At 36.8% G+C, this 18,188-nt stretch carries 21 protein-coding genes; 14 read left to right on the forward strand and 7 right to left on the reverse strand.

The window, feature by feature from the left end; all coding sequences use genetic code 11:
* Both mutM and AC27H3_RS08290 read left to right on the forward strand, forming a co-directional pair.
* Positions 1 to 885: a bifunctional DNA-formamidopyrimidine glycosylase/DNA-(apurinic or apyrimidinic site) lyase gene (gene mutM, locus AC27H3_RS08285; protein WP_487105249.1), complete on the forward strand. Its 885-nt coding sequence runs from the start codon at positions 1 to 3 to the stop codon at positions 883 to 885.
* Between the two features lie 241 nt (positions 886 to 1,126).
* Entirely contained in the window at positions 1,127 to 1,450 is a 324-nt protein-coding gene (locus AC27H3_RS08290; protein ID WP_085300882.1) for a hypothetical protein, read from the forward strand.
* 139 nt (positions 1,451 to 1,589) lie between these two features.
* Here AC27H3_RS08290 and coaD read toward each other — a convergent pair whose 3' ends face one another.
* The 3 genes from coaD to AC27H3_RS08305 form a co-directional block, all read right to left on the reverse strand.
* A complete protein-coding gene (gene coaD / locus AC27H3_RS08295) occupies positions 1,590 to 2,078 on the reverse strand; it encodes a pantetheine-phosphate adenylyltransferase (RefSeq protein ID WP_487105250.1) in 489 nt (162 codons plus the stop codon).
* A gap of 98 nt (positions 2,079 to 2,176) precedes the next feature.
* The gene (locus AC27H3_RS08300) at positions 2,177 to 2,410 is read right to left on the reverse strand and encodes a hypothetical protein (protein ID WP_487105251.1); all 234 of its coding nucleotides are present in this window, start codon (positions 2,408 to 2,410) and stop codon (positions 2,177 to 2,179) included.
* Between the two features lie 422 nt (positions 2,411 to 2,832).
* On the reverse strand, positions 2,833 to 3,606 hold the full coding sequence (locus AC27H3_RS08305) for a hypothetical protein (RefSeq protein WP_487105253.1): 774 nt from the start codon (positions 3,604 to 3,606) through the stop codon (positions 2,833 to 2,835).
* Between the two features lie 761 nt (positions 3,607 to 4,367).
* On the opposite strand from AC27H3_RS08305, the gene AC27H3_RS08310 reads away from it, so the two are divergent.
* The 3 genes from AC27H3_RS08310 to AC27H3_RS08320 all read left to right on the forward strand — a co-directional run bounded on the left by AC27H3_RS08310 (position 4,368) and on the right by AC27H3_RS08320 (position 7,299).
* Entirely contained in the window at positions 4,368 to 4,958 is a 591-nt protein-coding gene (locus AC27H3_RS08310) for a hypothetical protein (protein WP_487105255.1), read from the forward strand.
* A 612-nt stretch (positions 4,959 to 5,570) separates the two neighbouring features.
* Positions 5,571 to 5,948, forward strand: coding sequence for a hypothetical protein (locus AC27H3_RS08315; RefSeq protein ID WP_487105256.1), 378 nt, complete (start codon positions 5,571 to 5,573; stop codon positions 5,946 to 5,948).
* Between the two features lie 694 nt (positions 5,949 to 6,642).
* Positions 6,643 to 7,299 carry a TetR/AcrR family transcriptional regulator gene (locus AC27H3_RS08320; protein WP_487105258.1) on the forward strand — a complete coding sequence of 219 codons (657 nt, stop codon included), beginning with the start codon at positions 6,643 to 6,645 and terminating at the stop codon, positions 7,297 to 7,299.
* 30 nt (positions 7,300 to 7,329) lie between these two features.
* On the opposite strand, the gene AC27H3_RS08325 is transcribed toward AC27H3_RS08320, so the two are convergent.
* A complete protein-coding gene (locus tag AC27H3_RS08325) occupies positions 7,330 to 8,094 on the reverse strand; it encodes a 3-deoxy-D-manno-octulosonic acid kinase (protein ID WP_487105260.1) in 765 nt (254 codons plus the stop codon).
* A 48-nt stretch (positions 8,095 to 8,142) separates the two neighbouring features.
* On the opposite strand from AC27H3_RS08325, the gene AC27H3_RS08330 reads away from it, so the two are divergent.
* From AC27H3_RS08330 to AC27H3_RS08340, 3 genes are all read left to right on the forward strand, one after another.
* Complete coding sequence (locus AC27H3_RS08330) at positions 8,143 to 9,231, forward strand: glycosyltransferase family 9 protein (protein WP_487105262.1); 1,089 nt, start codon at positions 8,143 to 8,145, stop codon at positions 9,229 to 9,231.
* Positions 9,232 to 9,249: 18 nt separating this feature from the next.
* Positions 9,250 to 9,693, forward strand: a complete 444-nt coding sequence (locus tag AC27H3_RS08335) for an NUDIX domain-containing protein (RefSeq protein WP_487105264.1) — start codon at positions 9,250 to 9,252, stop codon at positions 9,691 to 9,693.
* Positions 9,694 to 9,803: 110 nt separating this feature from the next.
* Positions 9,804 to 10,418, forward strand: a complete 615-nt coding sequence (locus tag AC27H3_RS08340; RefSeq protein WP_487105265.1) for a PepSY domain-containing protein — start codon at positions 9,804 to 9,806, stop codon at positions 10,416 to 10,418.
* A gap of 23 nt (positions 10,419 to 10,441) precedes the next feature.
* On the opposite strand, the gene waaA is transcribed toward AC27H3_RS08340, so the two are convergent.
* Entirely contained in the window at positions 10,442 to 11,734 is a 1,293-nt protein-coding gene (waaA, locus tag AC27H3_RS08345) for a lipid IV(A) 3-deoxy-D-manno-octulosonic acid transferase (RefSeq protein ID WP_487105267.1), read from the reverse strand.
* A gap of 174 nt (positions 11,735 to 11,908) precedes the next feature.
* Between waaA and AC27H3_RS08350 the strand changes: the two genes are divergently transcribed.
* A complete protein-coding gene (locus AC27H3_RS08350; RefSeq protein WP_487105269.1) occupies positions 11,909 to 12,727 on the forward strand; it encodes an alpha/beta fold hydrolase in 819 nt (272 codons plus the stop codon).
* Here AC27H3_RS08350 and AC27H3_RS08355 read toward each other — a convergent pair whose 3' ends face one another.
* A complete protein-coding gene (locus AC27H3_RS08355) occupies positions 12,728 to 13,156 on the reverse strand; it encodes an Lrp/AsnC family transcriptional regulator (RefSeq protein WP_081179719.1) in 429 nt (142 codons plus the stop codon).
* Positions 13,157 to 13,334: 178 nt separating this feature from the next.
* Here AC27H3_RS08355 and AC27H3_RS08360 point away from each other — a divergent pair, with 178 nt between their 5' ends.
* The 4 genes from AC27H3_RS08360 to glpG are packed head-to-tail and all read left to right on the forward strand — an operon-like array spanning position 13,335 to position 16,788.
* Entirely contained in the window at positions 13,335 to 14,549 is a 1,215-nt protein-coding gene (locus AC27H3_RS08360) for a glycine C-acetyltransferase (RefSeq protein ID WP_487105271.1), read from the forward strand.
* Positions 14,550 to 14,551: 2 nt separating this feature from the next.
* Complete coding sequence (gene tdh / locus AC27H3_RS08365) at positions 14,552 to 15,577, forward strand: L-threonine 3-dehydrogenase (protein WP_487105273.1); 1,026 nt, start codon at positions 14,552 to 14,554, stop codon at positions 15,575 to 15,577.
* A gap of 6 nt (positions 15,578 to 15,583) precedes the next feature.
* Positions 15,584 to 15,916 carry a thiosulfate sulfurtransferase GlpE gene (gene glpE, locus AC27H3_RS08370; protein WP_487105274.1) on the forward strand — a complete coding sequence of 111 codons (333 nt, stop codon included), beginning with the start codon at positions 15,584 to 15,586 and terminating at the stop codon, positions 15,914 to 15,916.
* A complete protein-coding gene (glpG, locus tag AC27H3_RS08375) occupies positions 15,916 to 16,788 on the forward strand; it encodes a rhomboid family intramembrane serine protease GlpG (protein ID WP_487105276.1) in 873 nt (290 codons plus the stop codon). The genes glpE and glpG overlap by 1 nt, the downstream gene beginning before the upstream one ends.
* Before the next feature lie 64 nt (positions 16,789 to 16,852).
* Here glpG and AC27H3_RS08380 read toward each other — a convergent pair whose 3' ends face one another.
* Entirely contained in the window at positions 16,853 to 17,233 is a 381-nt protein-coding gene (locus AC27H3_RS08380) for a flagellar basal body-associated protein FliL (RefSeq protein ID WP_085300895.1), read from the reverse strand.
* Positions 17,234 to 17,612: 379 nt separating this feature from the next.
* Between AC27H3_RS08380 and AC27H3_RS08385 the strand changes: the two genes are divergently transcribed.
* The gene (locus AC27H3_RS08385) at positions 17,613 to 18,185 is read left to right on the forward strand and encodes a chorismate--pyruvate lyase family protein (protein WP_487105279.1); all 573 of its coding nucleotides are present in this window, start codon (positions 17,613 to 17,615) and stop codon (positions 18,183 to 18,185) included.
* The last annotated feature ends 3 nt before the right edge of the window (positions 18,186 to 18,188 follow it).

Here is an 18,188-nt window from a genome sequence, read left to right on the forward strand (position 1 = left end):
ATGCCTGAATTACCAGAGGTAGAAGTGTGCCGATTAGGCATAACGCCACATATTACGCAGCAAAAAGTTACCCAAGTAATTGTGCGTAATGCCAAGTTACGTTGGCCTATACCTGATGAAGTACATAATGTTGTTGGTGAAAAATTAGAAAAAATAGAACGGCGGTCAAAATACCTTCTATTAAGATTTTCTAGTGGTACTTTATTGCTACATCTTGGCATGTCGGGCTCGGTACGAATTTTGGAAGAACATACGCCAGCGGCTAAGCATGATCATTTTGAAATGCTATTTGATAACGACAAAATGCTGAGGTTAAATGACCCAAGACGTTTTGGTGCAGTGCTGTGGTTTCCTGAGCATCATGACTTACAAGGATTGTTAACCAAGTTAGGACCAGAGCCTTTAACAGCAGATTTTGCCTATGGACATTTATTTGCCAAAGCAGGTAACCGTAAGGTGCCGATTAAAACCTTTTTAATGGATAATCATGTGGTTGTGGGTGTTGGTAATATTTATGCGAATGAGGCGTTATTTATCGCTAGTATTCATCCAGCCACTTTAGTTAATAGTATTAGCGAAGAAAAATTTAATCAGTTAACAGACATTATTAAACAAGTGTTAGCGGCGGCAATTGAGCAAGGCGGTACAACGCTAAAAGATTTTACGCAGGCTGATGGCAAACCAGGTTATTTTGCTCAAAAACTTTTTGTGTACGGACGTGCCGGGGAAAAATGTGATGGTTGCCAAACCATACTAGAAGAGATTCGCCAATCGAATCGCAGCTCTGTTTTTTGCCCCACTTGCCAAGTAGAAGTAGCACCTAAACAAGCTGTGAAAAAGCAGGTGAAGAAAACAGTTAAAAAAAGAACTAAAAAAACCAAATAATAATTACGACTAAATCGTACTAGGTGTTGCTAATACCAAGCATTATAAATGCATGGTTTTATTAAGTGGTGCTGATGCCAGTATTAAATATTATGTGGCTTTGAAAGTAGTTACCGCAAAAGCTATTGCCAAAGTTTTATTCACGTTATAATCATTCTTTAAAGCAACGATTATGCACAAGAGTAACATCTGTAAAGTGCTCGTAATTAGCCTTATACCCCTAAAAAGAGTCAAATAGTTGATGAAACCTTACGAAAATATTGCTGAGTTAATTGCTAATCTTGAACAAGAAATTCAAGCGATTAACCATGAAATTACTACCCTAAAAACAGCGCCAGAAAACTTTAACGAGCAAGTTCTTTTTAAGTATATTGAAACGGGAAGTACCGGACAAACTAAAGACTTTGTCCGCTCGTTAGGTGTAAAGTCTGAACGTGGCTCGTTATTTTCTTCGGGTGATGTCAGTAAATTAATTAAGTCGGGCAGCGATGATATCTCACCTGATTTACTCGCTATAGCGCGTAAAATTGCGAATACGAAAAATAAAAATGGTAAGCAACGCTAATAATACCAGTTAATAAAGTGGCGATTCATTCAATCTTAGTTGATAAAAAGGCTTGTAATATCACGTCAGCATTATGTGAATTATAGCCTTTTAATTACTTATTCTTCTCTGTAAATCAGCCACAGCTTATTTCTAAGCCTTATTGATTTTTAAGCATACTGGCATCGAGTGCTTTTTTTACCGCAGGATGAACAAACTGGCTAACATCACCATGGTGCAAGGCTACTTCTTTGACTAATGTTGACGAGATAAAAGAATTTTTTTCAGCAGGTGTTAAAAATACCGATTCTAAGTCGGGCGCTAAACGTCGATTCATATTCGCTAATTGAAACTCATATTCAAAATCAGAAACAGCACGTAAGCCCCGAATAAGCACTTTTGCCTCATGGTTTTTCGCAAAGTCTATTAATAAACCACTAAAGCCGACTACTGTTACATTGGGTAAGTGCTCTGTAACCGCTTTAAGCAACGCCACTCGCTGGTCTAAATCAAAGAGTGGTTTTTTACTTGGGCTTGCAGCAATGCCTACAATAACTTCACTAAATAAACGACTTGCTCGCTCTATTAAATCGGCATGCCCATTGGTAACCGGATCGAATGTACCGGGGTAAATTGCTTTAATTGCCATAAGTTTCAATGATACTAAATGAATAAAAAAACCATTGTAATTGCTGATGCGAGTAATTTCAAAAAAATAAGAAACTCTGTCATTTGGAAGGTAAGTGGCTAGTGATTTCTTAATTTATCTAACATAGTCGTCATTTGGTCATTAATCATATTGAGCGCTTTGTAAGGGCGGCTCATGACCTTAAATTCCGTTATTTTACCTGCTTCATTCCATGTGAACATATCGATACCGTCAATGTCTATTTTTTGAATGGCTAATGAAAACTCACGGTCGTATATTAACGTGCCATTTAAAAAAGTATGGTAGGTAGCAGTTAAATATATCCTTCCCATCACCTTACCTGGAAAACATCTACCGTCAGTGCCCCCTAATTGTACTAAGCGTGCCAGCCAATTACATTTTACATTTAAGTTTTCCACCCTAAAAACTTTAAGTATTAATAAAAACAGGTGTAATTATTTATTTATTTTATGGCAATGGTGAGACTGAAGCGGGTTTAACGGACAGAGTAGGTAAAGTGGTTCTAATGACCGTTTTGAGCCTAAAGCGGACATAAGTATTCACTAAAAGCTATATGTAATAAGGTCAGCAAAGATACGAAAGCAGACGTTAGCATCAATAGATATTTAAGCTGTTTGGAGTGTTCACCTATCTTGTTCCTGACAGAGAGCTAAGCCACCATAGCGATCATAGCTTTTGATAGGATTTTACATCCTTTAATTAAATTATATATTTAAAGACTAAATATAAAATGCTAATTAATATCTATCATAAAAATTAAATCGTTATCATCACATATATGAAATTGAATACCATCGTAATTGAAAGTGGTTAGATTATAGTCAGGCGGAAAAGGGAGGCAACCATTGCTTTTGAAAGAACTATTAGGGGGTCCAAAAGTTCTGAGAAGTCTTTTCCTAGAGCTGCCAATAGTTACACCATTATTGATTAGCGGTAATAATTTATTTTTGTTGAAACTTTCGTCTCTGAAACGAATACCTTTTACTAGCTTATTCGCTGGGTGAATACCTACCGAAAGGAATAACTCTTGCTCTTCATATTGAAGTGAATAATGAGATAGACCCCCATCTTTATATATAATCATCATTTCGTCAAAGTTAGGTTCCCCAATCCTATTGATAACGTTAGTTTCGTGATCACCAATAGCTATTCCTGCAATCCCTTTACTCGGAATGATTGAGTTGTTGATTATGTTTTGTCTTAAGCTCAAACTTAGTTTTTTAACGATTGCAGCGTTTTGAATCTTACCATTTGTTATTCGAGATGCCTCTGGCTCAAGAGTAAGAGTATCTGGTGATACAGACGTAGTTTTCTTAAGGTCAATAGAAGAATTAAAGTCATCAGATATGCTTGCTAAAGAAGGTTCTGGCTTTGGTTTTGCTTGTTCAAGACTCCCCAAAGTGTGCAAAGCTATAATTAAACCTGTAATAGCTGTGATTAAGGCTGCCAAAGCAGTTAGAGTTTTACTAAAAAAGCTCCATCCTGTTTCCTTTTTTTCTGGATTCATTTTATTCTCCATTTTCAAAAACTTAAACTTAATTAATATGCTAAATATACTTATCGCTTACAAAGTGACTCATAAGTACAATAAGTTACTGAGAGAGCCTAAACAAGAATAAAGTAATTAAAAGCTTTTCCTAAGGATATTGATGAAATTCAATAGTAGAATTTATACGACCGTTATTAGTCAAAATACACGCAGGAATTTGGTTATATTGCCCAATCAAATGACTGTCTAAATTACTTGCATATATGCATCTGGCGAATGCACATTTTTAGCTTAAAGTTGACAAATATTGATGTAGAGTCGATGGCAGCAATGAGCTTAAACCCGCCCCATAAACAAACAGTAAACTTTGGTTAGAATAACCTTGTATTTAATCGTGGATTCACAAAAAATTTATGTCCGCTTTTGGCTAGCTGCTGCCGTAAACCTCAACAAAAAGCTAATGTCGGAACTCTTGTCTTTAGTTAGTCATATGCTAAAGGCTCAAAAGAGCCTAAAACCGACATTGACGCTGCACCTTCCTATTCCTAATTTAGTTAATAACTGAGTATTTAAATGGAGTTGTAACTTGTTTCCCCCCAAGTCAAGAAATGAGGTATGTTGCCTCATTTCGTCTATAAGCGAAATTTTTGTTTTTATCTGTAGGTAATAAGTGGTGTTGGCTGCAAAGATTTGTTATTAATATATAAAATAAATAAGGTGGAAACTTTTTTCTGTATAAGAGGCAAGTTGCATCCTAAATTGTTATGCGCAAGGTGTTTATGCAAGCTGAATTCGATATTAATCCTACATACGAAGCTTTCTATATTGAAAGTTTGTTATGGCACACAAATTCAGCTTTAGATGCAATAAAAGAAATAGGTGACTGGATTGAATTTGTAATTGAAGATAATCCAAAAGCTCTTGATCTTCCAAAAGAAGAATTATTTCAAAAATTACAACTAATCATTCAGCATGCAGCATCAATTTCAAAGTTCTTTTGGCCTATTCGAAAAGGCGAAAAAGGATTGCATAAAAAAAGAGGCAGAAAACTTAGAACGTCACTTTCTATAAGTGAGGATAGTGCTTTGAAAAGTAGAGTACTTCGTGATCATATTGAACATTTTGATGAAAAGTTAGATGTTTATTTAACTTCGAACTTTGTAGGTGAATTTATACCGCAAGATGTGGGGTTAGAATACCCAGAAGGTGAAGTACCCCTTCACATATTTAAAGGCTTTTATATCAATCCTCGTATATTTGTTTTATTAGGAAATAAATATGAATTAATTCCTATAGTTCAAGAAGTAGAAAGAATTCATGACATATTACTAGAATGTGTAAATTGTGGGTATCGGCTACGTAGCGCATAATAAATAAGCCATTCAAGCAGGACAAAATACAGTTGGTTTTTGCTCGTGCCTCGCTTATTTTAACCAACTATTTTTTGCCTCTTAATGGGACGTTGAGGTTGTAGAGTTACTCCATAATGAAAAATGACGGATAATTTATATGTTCATACAGCCTGTAAAAGTCACTTTATAGTGCGATATTGCTTCAGATTTCACGTAGCATCGCAATTTGAGGTTTAAATTTTAATAAATTTTGAGACTGTTTTTTCTAAAAGAGAAATTCTACAGCCTCGTTAGCCGTCAATGGAGTATTAAATTTAGTATGGATGTTATTTATTATGTTCTTAGTTTTCTAGGTGGTGCATTCATAATTTATTTAACTGCATACACCAAAGTAAAAGCTAAGAACCTAGCTTAAAAGAAGATGTCGAAAAACTGGAAGATGAAAAACAAAAAGTCATTGCAAAGTATCGAGCAGAAACAGAAGAAATAAAAAAACAACATACTTTAGATATTGAAAAAAGAAAATATCAATACGAAATAAAACGAGCTGAGTTCTCAAAATATTTCGCTTTACTAGATGGATTTCATAATAAATGTAATTCTGTTTTTCTAGAACAATTTAAGCCAATAATGACAGAATTTGCCGCAGGTTTTTTATCTGAAGATCCAGAAATAAAACACCAATCAACAGTTAAATATAATGATAATGTTCAATCCTTAGTATTCGAGTTAAATGAAGAACACATCAAGGTTAAAACAGAACAGAATAGTATTAGGCTTATAGCATCAAAAGAGGTAGATGATTTATTAGATTCACTAGAGGTTTCAGTGAAGCTTGCAACTGACTTATCAACTGAAATGCTCAAATTCATGACAACCAATGAGTTTTGGGCAGATCAAAGTTTAGTAGTTCCATTACAGGAACAACTCTCAATTGCAGGAAACGATGTTTTGAATTATCACCTCAAACTTCGTGCTCAAATGAAGCATGAACTAAACGAGATATGAGCTGATAACAACACACCCTGAGGTGGACAACAAATAAAATTAGAGTTCTGAGATGAAAGAAACTGGCCGCTATGACCTTAAACCAATCCCTGAATTACTTAGTGAATACTGGTTACAATCTTCCCTAATATGTTTATAAGTTAACAAAAGCTAATGTCAGCTTTTGGCTAGCTGCTGCCGTAAACCTCAACAGAATCTTATGACCGCTTTGTCGGAACAGTTGCCATTATAAAATTAGCCTTAAAGACTGCTTTCCTAAAATTATAATGATTTATTTATTAAAATTAATGGTTAATCTAAATGATATTAGATGGTCAACGTTAATACTATTTAGTGGCTGTAGTGAATGTTAATAATCGGCAGTTCTAATGCAATTGGGTGGCATAACCGATGTAATTACCCTCTTCTTAGTTTTGATAGGTGTATCATAACGGGTGAAAATAAGGTTAAGTCTTCAGCAAGTAAAGTCGAAATGTCAGAAGCTGCATTATTTTTAATCAATGAAAGTCACTTATTAAGCATTATATTTATTCTTTTTAACCAGTTTGTATTGCACGTTACATAAGGTGCAATCAAATCTGACAAGTGTCAATATTGGTTTTACTTAAAGTATTTACTCGAAATGCTTTAAGTTTGATGATTTTTGATAGTATGATAGAAAAATATCTAGCCACAAATACAAGAAGTAGTATCGATGAAAACTAGGGACAAAATAATTCAAGCGAGTATTGTATTATTTAATGAACAGGGTGAGCGTAATGTTACCACCAACCACATTGCCGCTGATCTTGGTATTAGCCCAGGTAATCTTTACTACCACTTTCGCAATAAAGAAGACATTATCCTTTCAATTTATGAGGAGTATGCACGTAACTTATTAATTGAAACCATGCCGGAAGTAAGCCCTGATGTTAAACCATTAGACGCTATACTTTTATATATGGACGTTGTATTTCAGGCAATGATGAAGTTTCGATTTTTCTACAGTAACTTACCCGTTTTATTAGCTAAAAATCCTTTGTTGCACGATAAATATGTTGAAGTGCAAGGGTTTATCGCACAGCGTGTTAGTGAGTTATTACTTTCGCTACGTGATGCAGGTATGATGGACTTTTCAGATGAAGACTTGCCTGATATTGTTAGCATATTGCGTTTAGTTAATACTTTTTGGTTAAGCTTTTATCAAACTCAAAATAACGATAATGAAATTAACGATGCCGTTTTCTATCAAGGCGTGTTGAAAATTTTAGTTATTATTCACCCTTATATTAGTGAAAGTGCTAAGAGTGAGTTTTTAGAAGCCCGCGCTATGTATCGCCAACGTTGCCAAGATAGCATAGACGTAGCTTAACGCTCAAGGGTTACTCTTCGTTATTACAAACTATGTAATTGTAGACTGATAACCTGTTAGTAACGTTTGCCAATTTTTCTCATGCCATTGAAAGCCAGCTATTTTATTACTTTCTTTGCGAAAAGATCTGAGTAACCTGGCCATATTTTCTGTTGGCCATTTATGTTGATTATTTCTTTTTTCACCTTGATCAAAGTCAATTAGCCAAACCTTATTATTATCATCAAGCAAAATGTTATGGGCATTTAAATCGTGATGATAAATACCTTGTTGATGAAAAGCCTTTATTACTTTGCCAATATCTTGCCAAAGTTGATCATTAATTTCATGTTTACTCAGTATCGCGACTAAATCGTTAGCGTTTTCGATGCGTGACGATAATAAATCAGCACGATAGATTAAACCGTGTTTACTCACTCGAAAAGCAATAGGTTTAGGGGCTGGCAGGCCTAATGCGCGCATGGTTTTTAATAAGTCAAACTCGCGTGCAGCACGGGTGTTTTCTAACCCTGTATACATGTATTGGTCGTTAAGCACCTTACCGATAAGCCCGCCGCGATAGTAATGTCGTAATACCCAGTTCTGCATAATACCAGCAGAGTTTTCACTCGCGATAAACCAAGTGGTACCACGACCTTGGGCACTACCAACGATGGCATTTTTTGCTTGCCAATAGTCGCCATTAAGCATTTCAGGGACAAAAGCGTTAATTTCATCGCTGTTATATCGGCAATAAATGTTGTCTTGTTGAAAAATTTTTTCATGACAGGGTTTTACAATTGCGGGCTTGTTCAAGATAATAGGCCTATATTATATTTCTGCTCCTATTGTGGTGAATCCTTTATGCTGGGTCAAATATCTGCTCCGAAAAATTTATGTTTATTGCGATTATCTGCCATTGGTGATGTTTGTCATGCTGTGGCTATGGTCCAAAATATTCAGCGACAGTGGCCTAATACTAAAATTACTTGGGTAATTGGTAAGGTTGAAGCGAGTTTATTACAGGGTTTGCACGGTGTTGAATTTGTTATTTTCGATAAACGCGCAGGATTTAAAGGCTATCAAGATTTAAAAAAGGCGTTAAAAGGCCAAAAATTTGATGTTTTACTGCATATGCAAGTTGCCTTACGCGCTAGCATTGCCAGTTTATGTATATCAGCGAAAGTTAAAATTGGTTTTGACAGCCAACGTGCAAAAGAAGGGCAATGGTTATTTAGTAATAAAAAAATAGCTAAACAAAGCCAACCACATGTTCTAGATGGCTTTATGGGATTCGCAACAGCATTAGGCTTAGAGGTTGCAGCACCCTTGTGGAAAATGCCCTTGCCAGATAGCGACCAATTATGGGCTAGCGAGAAACTCAGTGCAGGCAACCCAGAAAATAAACCTATTGCCGTTATTAGCCCTGCAGCAAGTAAAGCAGAACGTAATTGGCATGCAGAAGGTTATTCGCAAACGGCTGAGTATTTACATGCGTGTGGCTTTAAAGTTGTTATATGCGGTGGCCCAACTACCATGGAAAAACTACTTGCTGAGGCAATTATTAGTCGCAGCAAGTTCAGCCAAGGTGATAATGAAATACAAAATTTGGTCGGAGAAACCAGTTTAAAACAACTGTTAGCCATATTAAAAGTTGCGCATTTAGTGGTTGCTCCTGATACAGGGCCGGCGCATATGGCGGTTACAGTAGAAACACCCGTTGTCGGATTATATGCTCATAGTAACCCGATGCGTACTGGCCCATATCTATATCCTCAATATGTTGTTAGTGCTTATGCTGCATCGATACAACAGCAATATAAAAAGCGTGTTGAACAATTACCTTGGGGTACGCGTGCTAAAGGTAAAGATTTAATGATGCAAATTAGCATTGCAGAAGTTAAAAAAACCATTGATCGTGTTATTCACGACAACTATCCAGAGATGTTGTAGCAGCAAACAAGGATAGATATGAAAAAATATGTTACCGGTTTTTTGTTTTCAAAAGATACTCGTTATGTTGTACTCATTGAAAAAATTAACCCAGAATGGCAGCGCGGGTTATTTAACGGTATTGGCGGAAAAGTTGAAGTTAATGAGTCTTCAATCGATGCCATGGTGAGAGAATTTTTCGAAGAAACCGGTGTGAACACCCATCAAGCTGATTGGACATGTTACGCAAATGTATATCGAGAAAATTGTTACGACGTAGACGTGTATTTTGGCCATTCTGATCTTGCCTTTAATGCTAAAACCGTTGAGCAAGAGCAAGTACATATTATTAAGTTGGCTGAATTACCGAGTAATATTGTACCAAATTTATGTTGGTTAATTCCGTTAGCACTAGACCAACAAGCTGATTTCTCTACCCCGGTATTAATAAAAGAAATTGCTGAAAACCGCACTAAAGCTTAACCATTTAATATTTTAAAGCATTTTATAATCTATCGATTGAAATAATTTTGATTAAAAAATAGCTATTAATAAAAATATATACACATCACATTTTACAGATAAAAATAACCATGAAAAACAGCACAATAAAAAGTAGAAAACTGCATGAAATTATCGGCCTAATGCTAGTGTTACCTATGTTGGGTTGGACTTTTACTGGGTTAGTGTTTTTTATAAAGCCGGGCTACCAAGGTGCTTACGAGCAGTTATCCGTTAAACAATACCCGCTGAGCCAGCCCATTGCGTTTACTCCTCAAGATAATTGGCAAAAACTTAGCGTTGTTAAAACCGTGCTAGGCGATCACCTTTTAGTACAAGCGAATAACAAAAGTGAGCACTTAAATCTTAACTCATTGCTTGCGATGCCTGAGCCAACAACATCTGAATTTAAAGCCTTATTGAACGATGCTTTTACGCATAATCAGGCAAGGTATGGTGACATAGTTTCTACTGATGGTTTAACGGCGAAAACCAGCACAGGTGTAAAAGTAACGTTAAATTGGAAAAATCTAACCTTAAGCCAGCAAGGACAAGATACCCAATTAATTAACTTACTCTACCAAGTGCATTATTTACAATGGACGCCTTATAAAGAACTTAACCAGGTATTGGGTATATTAGGACTAATTTTGTTGATTTCGCTAACCATTTTAGGTGTAAGGCTATATGTTAAACAACGTGCTTAGCTGTTAGCCTTTAAAGAATAGGCTTATCTTTTAATTAATGTTTGTAATGCCGCTAAAGATTGCTCGGTTGCCCCTTGATTTGCTAACACTACTTGGTAACTATGATTTCCTAGTGCTTTAGCACTGGTTTCATCGGTAAATAAACGCAGCACTTCATCAGATAAAGCTTGCGCCATATTGTTATTTTCAAGCAACTGAATGATGCCCTGTGCCGTTTTTAGTTGCGCTAAAATCTCTATAAAGTTACTCATATTTGGGCCAACAATTACAGGTTTTTTAAATAAAGCCGGCTCTAATGGGTTATGGCCACCAATACTGCTAAAGCTTCCCCCCATGGTTACCACGTCAGCTAAAGAGCAGGCGGCAAGTAATTCGCCTAAAGTATCGATAACCCAAACATGAGTGTCGGGAGTAACGGGTATATTTTGGCTGCGTTGAAGCACATTATTTCCAGCATCACGTGCTAACTTAGCCACTTGTTCAAAGCGTTCAGGATGCCTTGGAACAATAATAAGCAACGCCTCAGGACTTTGTTTTCTGATTTTTTCAAAGGCTTTTAGCGCAAGCGTTTCATCGCCGGGGTGTGTGCTGGCAATTAACCACACTTTTTTAGTTGCAGGTAATAATTTTTTTAATGTTTGTTGTTTAGTTTTAGTCTCGCTATTGAGTGAAACATCAAATTTAAGATTACCCGATAATTTACATGAATTTTCGTTAGCGCCCATGGTTAAGTAATTATCTTGGTTGACTTGGCTTTGGGTTAATATTTTGTCAAAACGTTGAATAGCGGGTGTAATCAGCCATGATAACTTTTTATAACTACGCATAGATTTATCAGATAAGCGACCATTAACGAGCAGCAGCTTAACCTGCTTATGTTTACATTGTGCAATTAAGTTCGGCCATAACTCTGTTTCCATAAACACCATAGCTTTAGGCTGTAAGCGTTTTAGAAATAATGCTGTAGATATAATGTTATCGAGTGGCAAATAGCAATGCTGTACTTTGTCAGCAAATAATTTTTGCACTTGTGCTGAACCGGTTGGCGTAAACGTGGTGACTGTAATTGGCGTGTTAGGATTTAAAATTAGCAGTTGTGAAATAAAAGGTTTTAAAGCGATGATTTCACCCACACTGGCCGCATGTACAATGATGCCATGAGGCTTGAGGCTTTTTGCAAGTAACCCGAAGCGCTCAAGAAGACGATTTCTATAAGCTTTATGGCTAATCGAACGTAACAACAATACGACTAAAAGCAATGGTGTTAATAGCAAAAATAATAAACGGTATAAAACTAAGGCAACAGTAAAACGCACTTAACAAGCTCAAATATCAGTATTGTATAATCAATAGTATACCTAAAATCTTGCTTAAAAAAATCAAGCAAGCTATAAAAGGGCTGAGCATAGCGCTTAAGTTGTTATTATTATTTATCTTTCTAACCGAGCCGAGAAAGGTTTGTCAGTAGTGCATGGAGTTTTAGAAAACGTATGAATAAGTCTCAAATTAATCGAAATAGTAAGGTGAAAACTTCAATACTAAAACGTGCTTTATGCTTATTAACTTTTGTAGTAGCTCAGCAACTTGCAGCGCAACCGCTTACGTTAAAAGATACGACTAGTCCCAGTAGCATGGTTGAGTTAACCGCGGTTGATCAGTTTAAGCTATCAGCGAAATTGCATCTTGGTTCAGCAACGGCAGGTGGTGTTTTGTTACTTCATGATTGCAAAAATACATCGAAAGATTTTCAGGGCTTATATTCCGCACTTGTTAAACAAGATCTTTTTGTTTTAGCGTTAGATTTACGCGGCTTTGGTGCTAGTCAAAATCAAGACTATTCTGATAAAAGTCTTAGAATAAAGGCTGATGATATTGTTAGTTATCAAGGCCAGTTAGCAGCATTGATGTTGCATTGGCAAAGCGATGTATATTTAGCTTACCAGCATTTACAAAGTGCGATGAAAAATAAGCAAGGTATTAGTGTAGTAACAAGTGGTTGCAGTAGTAATCAAGCGATTTACTTGGCACAAAAAACCGCGTTAAAAAGTGTGGTTATGCTCTCGCCCGAACTTAGTGTTGACGATAAAGAGCAATTTAAGCACTTAGCCGATATGCCTATTTATTTGCTCAGTGCAAAATACTTAACTGAAGCTATGCTCAATGCTCAGGAGTTGTTCGAATGGAGTGGTGATAGCCATTCAGTGCTGCAAACATTTAAGGGTAACGATTCTAGCGTTCACTTATTAAAAAAACAGACTTACCTAAATGACAGTGTGGCAATTTGGTTAAAGAGTACCCTAGTTGAATAATTAACGTTTAAAAATGGTATCAAGAATAATAGAAGAATTGGTTCTTGCTACACCTTCAAGCGAGCACACCATATTCAGAACTTCGCTTAACTTCTCTAATGTGCTGGCTTGTATGGTTACCAATAAGTCATATTCTCCGCTAATAGAATAAATATGGCTGATTTGATGTACTTTTCTTAAGGCTAAACAAATGGTTTTTCTCAGGTTAGGATTCACTTTTAAAGAAACATTAGAAGAAATTAAGCCACTGGTGTATTCGCTGCCAAGCACTACACTGTAAGCTTCAATAACATTATTATTTTCAAGCTTATTGAGTCGATTTTGTATCGCCGTTCTTGAAACACCCGTTGCTCTTGCCATGTCTGACACACTCGCTCTAGCATTAAGTCGTAATATTGAGAGCAGTTCTTCATCTTTTTCGGTTAGCAATTAAGACTCCTGAGCATTGATAATGCAAAATATAGTATCTGATGTTACACATTGACATTGTTATATGTCAATTTAACTATAAAAAAGGTCGAATTATCACTTAATGTCACTTTGCTAATAATTGCATCTGAGCGGATAATACGATGATTGAAAGACAATAACTTTTTAAGGAATTACCGTGACCAATTCTGCTGATACAAATAACTTTTATGCCCACTTAACTTCGCAAATAAACCAAGTAAAAGAAGATGGTTTATATAAAGCTGAACGTGTAATTACTACCGCACAGCAACCACAAATTGCCGTAAATACCGGTGAAGATGTAATAAACTTTTGTGCCAATAATTACTTGGGTTTAGCGAACCATCCTTCATTAATTGCTGCGGCTAAAGAAGGCTTAGATGAGCACGGTTTTGGTATGGCATCGGTACGTTTTATTTGTGGTACGCAAGATATCCATAAGACTTTAGAGCAAAAATTAAGTACCTTTTTAGGTATGGAAGACACCATTTTATATTCTTCATGTTTCGACGCAAATGCTGGTTTGTTTGAAACCTTATTAGGCCCTGAAGACGCGATTATTTCTGACTCTTTAAACCATGCTTCAATTATTGATGGTGTGCGTTTATGTAAAGCTAAACGTTTTCGTTATGCAAACAATGATGCCGCAGAGCTTGAAGCGCGTTTAATAGAAGCCGATGAAGCTGGCGCACGCTTTAAGTTAATTGCTACCGACGGTGTGTTTTCAATGGATGGTGTTATCGCAAATTTAAAAGCGGTTTGTGATTTAGCCGACAAATACAATGCCATGGTAATGGTTGACGACTCTCATGCCGTTGGTTTTGTGGGTGAACGAGGCCGTGGTAGCCATGAATATTGCAATGTAATGGGTCGAGTAGATATTATTACCGGTACTTTAGGTAAAGCGATGGGTGGTGCTTCAGGTGGTTATACTTCGGCTAAAAAAGAAGTGGTTGAATGGTTACGCCAACGCTCACGTCCGTACTTATTCTCTAACTCGTTAGCGCCTGCTATTGTCAATGCGTCAATTAAAGTCATTGATTTATTAGCGGAAGGTGACGAGCTACGTAAAACTTTAAAAGATAATGCCGCGTATTTTAGAACCCAAATGGAAGCTGCTGGTTTTACTTGTGCTGGCGCTGACCATGCCATTATTCCAGTAATGTTAGGTGATGCTAAAGTGGCAAGTGCTATGGCTGATCGTTTATTAGCCGAAGGTATCTATGTTATTGGCTTCTCATTCCCAGTGGTACCAAAAGGCCAAGCACGTATTCGTACACAAATTTCTGCTGCACACACTAAAGCTGAATTAGACAAAGCCATTGAAGCCTTTATTCGTATCGGTAAAGAAATGAATGTGATTGAGGGTTAAAGATGAAATCATTAGCGAAATTAAAAGCAGAACCGGGCATTTGGATGACCGACTCACCTAAGCCTGAGTTAGGTCACAATGATCTGTTAATCAAAATTAAAAAAACCGCCATTTGTGGTACTGATATTCATATTTACAACTGGGATGAATGGTCACAAAAAACTATTCCTGTACCTATGGTTGTTGGCCATGAATATGCGGGTGAAGTCGTTGGCATTGGCCAAGAAGTTAAAGGTTTTGCATTAGGTGATCGCGTATCGGGCGAGGGTCATATAACTTGTGGTCATTGTCGTAACTGTCGCGGCGGTCGTACTCATTTATGCCGTAACACCGTAGGTGTTGGTGTTAACCGTGAAGGTTCATTCGCAGAATATTTAGTTATACCTGCATTTAATGCTTTTAAATTACCCGATGAAATTTCTGACGATTTAGCCGCTATTTTCGACCCATTTGGCAATGCTGTACATACCGCTTTATCGTTTGATTTAGTTGGCGAAGATGTATTAATTACAGGCGCTGGCCCAATAGGTATTATGGCTGCGGCGGTTGCTAAGCACGTTGGAGCGCGTCATGTTGTTGTTACCGACGTTAATGAATACCGCTTAGACTTAGCCCGTAAAATGGGTGCGACACGCGCGGTAGATGTTACTAAAGAAAAATTATCTGACGTTATGGCTGATTTAGGTATGACCGAAGGTTTCGATGTCGGCATGGAAATGTCGGGTGTGCCAATGGCTTTTACTGATATGTTAGCCAATATGAACAATGGCGGAAAAATAGCCATGCTAGGTATTCCTGGTGAAGATATGGCGATTGACTGGAGCAAAATTATTTTTAAAGGTTTAACCATTAAAGGTATTTATGGTCGCGAAATGTTCGAAACTTGGTATAAAATGGCCAGCTTGATCCAATCAGGCCTAGATTTATCACCAATTATCACACATCACTTTAATATTGATGATTTTCAGCAAGGTTTTGATATCATGCGTTCAGGACAATCAGGCAAAGTTATCTTAAATTGGGAATAATGAATAATGGCAAGTAGCGAAGAAAGTTTTAAGCATATGCAGATCAGTGAACTGCACCAAGTATTAGCTGATGAATCTCATGTGGTGGTTGATATTCGTGATCCTGCCTCGTTTCAATCAGGACATATACCGAATGCAATTCACTTAAGTAATGAAAGCTTACCTGACTTTTTACGCGATGCTGATTTTGATGCCCCAGTTGTAGTGTGTTGTTACCATGGTATTTCAAGCCAACAAGCGGCGCAGTTTTTGATCAGTCAAGACTTCACCGAAGTGTACTCTTTGGATGGTGGCTTTACAGACTGGCAATTACAGCACCCGGATGTTGTAGCCCGTTAATGCAAGACACTGAATTACAACCGCTGGTTAAAGTAACGCAACATAATATTGCGTTACTTTTTTGTGATTACTTAAAAACACTACAAATTCGAACGCAAGTTGAAAAAGAAACCGATGGTTTTGTTATTTATTGTCAACAAGACAAATTTGATTTCGTACAACAAGAGTTTGAACAGTTTATTCAGCAACCGGAACAAGCCAAGTACCAACAAGCTGCGTGGCAAAATGGTGATGTAACTGAAGTGAGTTCAAATTTTCCTACCTTGGCTAGCAGCTTTAAAAAGCAATTTTTCTCACATGCAGGTGTTGTAACGTTGGTTGTTTTTGCTGTCTGTTGGCTGGTATTCCTTGGCAGCAATTTCGGTTGGGGCAATGCTATATTTCAACATTTACAGTTTTATCCTCAGTTAAGTGTCGATGCCATTTTACAAGCACCGCACCGATTATTAGGACCCGCATTTTTTCACTTCTCATGGTTACACATTGTTTTTAATACCATGTGGTGGTGGCAGTTAGGTGGCTCCATAGAACAAGTTATCGGTAAGTTTAGCTTGTTTACAGTTTTAATTGTTTCCGCGCTGGTTTCGAATGTTGGTCAGTTTATGGTTGATGGACCAAATTTTGGTGGCTTATCAGGCGTGGTATATGCGCTTGTCGGCTATGTGTGGTGGATGGGCTGGTTAATGCCAGAAAAAGGATTATCATTATCTAAACCTATTATCGGCTTTATGCTGTTCTGGCTATTACTTGGCTATACCAGTTTAATGCCAATAAATGTTGCTAATACAGCGCATTTATTAGGTTTAGTCAGCGGCTGTGCTTTAGCTTTTTTACAGGTTTTAAAAACAAAAAAACACAGTCACCGAGTATGATGGCTGTGTTTTAAACTCGCTAATATAGCACTAAGCAGATTATTAATTCGTTTGAAATAACTGCTTAATTATCTAACCATTGAGTAAATAAAAGCTTTTTAATTAACGGTTTGCCAGTTTCTTTTTCTAGTAATTCTTTTACTTTGTCTTCACACAAACGCTGTATTTCATGGCGACCATTAATAGATTTCACTTTTGATTCAGGTTGCTGACCAATAATATTGATAATGGCATCTCGCAATAATGGTGAGTGATGTTCAACAATTTCATAATTGCTTGCATCTTCGATCATCAACTCTACTGTTAGGCGAACATAACCCATTTTTTTCTTAACAGCGACGTAATTCGTGACAATAGAAGGTTCGAAACCAAAGTAGGCATAATCTGCCGCTTTAGTTGCAGCCGAACTTAGTAGTACAAGCATTAAAAAAATAGATGTTTTCATACATTAAAACTCAAATTAAAAATAAATTAACTATTTGTGTTAAGCAGTTAAATAGGTTGATTACTATTAAATAATAACGCGAATTTTGATCATGCGCTGATTTATTTAACTATTTTTATTCGCTTGATAGCCTTGGCGTGAAAATAACCAAGTTTGGTTTAGGTAAATCAGGAGGAAGTAGCGCTTTTAGAAACAAGCAGTAAGCTGTATTTTTGTTAAGCTAAACGCTATCATACGTCGATTTTTCGTCGAATAACTTTTACCCTAATAAAACCCATAATGAATTATTCGCTATTTGTTACTGTAGTTTAAAAGGTATTTAGCTGAAGTTATTAATTACTTATTATTTATCCGTGTTGAGGCTAAACAGTTTTAAAGTATGACAACAGAACATTCATTATTTCCTGTGCAAATGGTTGCCCGTTGGCAGTCTCCACAATGCTTTATACTTCATGCTAACTTAAGTAGTTGGTTACTTGACCCTAGTTCTTTAACAGCGCGCCTTAAGTCTCATTGTCAAAATTTTCGTGTTGAAGTGCTCGGACAAAAAATTGAAAATTGCAGTGCTGCCGAGGCCAATAAAGACATTGTTTGTGGCGAACCTGTGTTAGTTAGAGAGGTGTTATTGTATTGCGATGAAATAGCACAGGTATTTGCGCGCAGCTTATTACCGTTAAGCTCTCTAACTGGTGAGCAACAGCAGTTAGCGCATTTAGGTACGCAGTCTTTAGGACAAGTATTGTTTAACCACCCAGATTTACAACGTAAAAAAATTGAAGTAGCTAAGTTTAACTCGAGTTCTAGTATTGCTAAGCTTGTAGGAACATTAGCCCTCAATACTAGTCAAGAAACACTTTGGGGCCGACGCTCAATTTTTATTTTAGATAACAAACCATTAATGGTAGCAGAGGTGTTTTTACCCGGCGCCATGGCCTATAAAAACACAATATAAAAA

Source organism: Colwellia sp. NW0002-52-1 (assembly GCF_057550865.1).

Coding starts and splice junctions, on each gene's coding strand:
- AC27H3_RS08300 (WP_487105251.1), bottom strand. CDS start 2,410: ATGGGAAGGATATATTTAACTGCTACCTACCATACTTTTTTAAATGGC.
- AC27H3_RS08290 (WP_085300882.1), top strand. CDS start 1,127: ATGAAACCTTACGAAAATATTGCTGAGTTAATTGCTAATCTTGAACAA.
- AC27H3_RS08330 (WP_487105262.1), top strand. CDS start 8,143: ATGCTGGGTCAAATATCTGCTCCGAAAAATTTATGTTTATTGCGATTA.
- AC27H3_RS08385 (WP_487105279.1), top strand. CDS start 17,613: ATGACAACAGAACATTCATTATTTCCTGTGCAAATGGTTGCCCGTTGG.
- mutM (WP_487105249.1), top strand. CDS start 1: ATGCCTGAATTACCAGAGGTAGAAGTGTGCCGATTAGGCATAACGCCA.
- glpG (WP_487105276.1), top strand. CDS start 15,916: ATGCAAGACACTGAATTACAACCGCTGGTTAAAGTAACGCAACATAAT.
- AC27H3_RS08350 (WP_487105269.1), top strand. CDS start 11,909: ATGAATAAGTCTCAAATTAATCGAAATAGTAAGGTGAAAACTTCAATA.
- AC27H3_RS08380 (WP_085300895.1), bottom strand. CDS start 17,233: ATGAAAACATCTATTTTTTTAATGCTTGTACTACTAAGTTCGGCTGCA.
- AC27H3_RS08305 (WP_487105253.1), bottom strand. CDS start 3,606: ATGAATCCAGAAAAAAAGGAAACAGGATGGAGCTTTTTTAGTAAAACT.
- coaD (WP_487105250.1), bottom strand. CDS start 2,078: ATGGCAATTAAAGCAATTTACCCCGGTACATTCGATCCGGTTACCAAT.
- tdh (WP_487105273.1), top strand. CDS start 14,552: ATGAAATCATTAGCGAAATTAAAAGCAGAACCGGGCATTTGGATGACC.
- AC27H3_RS08335 (WP_487105264.1), top strand. CDS start 9,250: ATGAAAAAATATGTTACCGGTTTTTTGTTTTCAAAAGATACTCGTTAT.
- AC27H3_RS08315 (WP_487105256.1), top strand. CDS start 5,571: ATGACAGAATTTGCCGCAGGTTTTTTATCTGAAGATCCAGAAATAAAA.
- AC27H3_RS08340 (WP_487105265.1), top strand. CDS start 9,804: ATGAAAAACAGCACAATAAAAAGTAGAAAACTGCATGAAATTATCGGC.
- glpE (WP_487105274.1), top strand. CDS start 15,584: ATGGCAAGTAGCGAAGAAAGTTTTAAGCATATGCAGATCAGTGAACTG.
- AC27H3_RS08310 (WP_487105255.1), top strand. CDS start 4,368: ATGCAAGCTGAATTCGATATTAATCCTACATACGAAGCTTTCTATATT.
- AC27H3_RS08320 (WP_487105258.1), top strand. CDS start 6,643: ATGAAAACTAGGGACAAAATAATTCAAGCGAGTATTGTATTATTTAAT.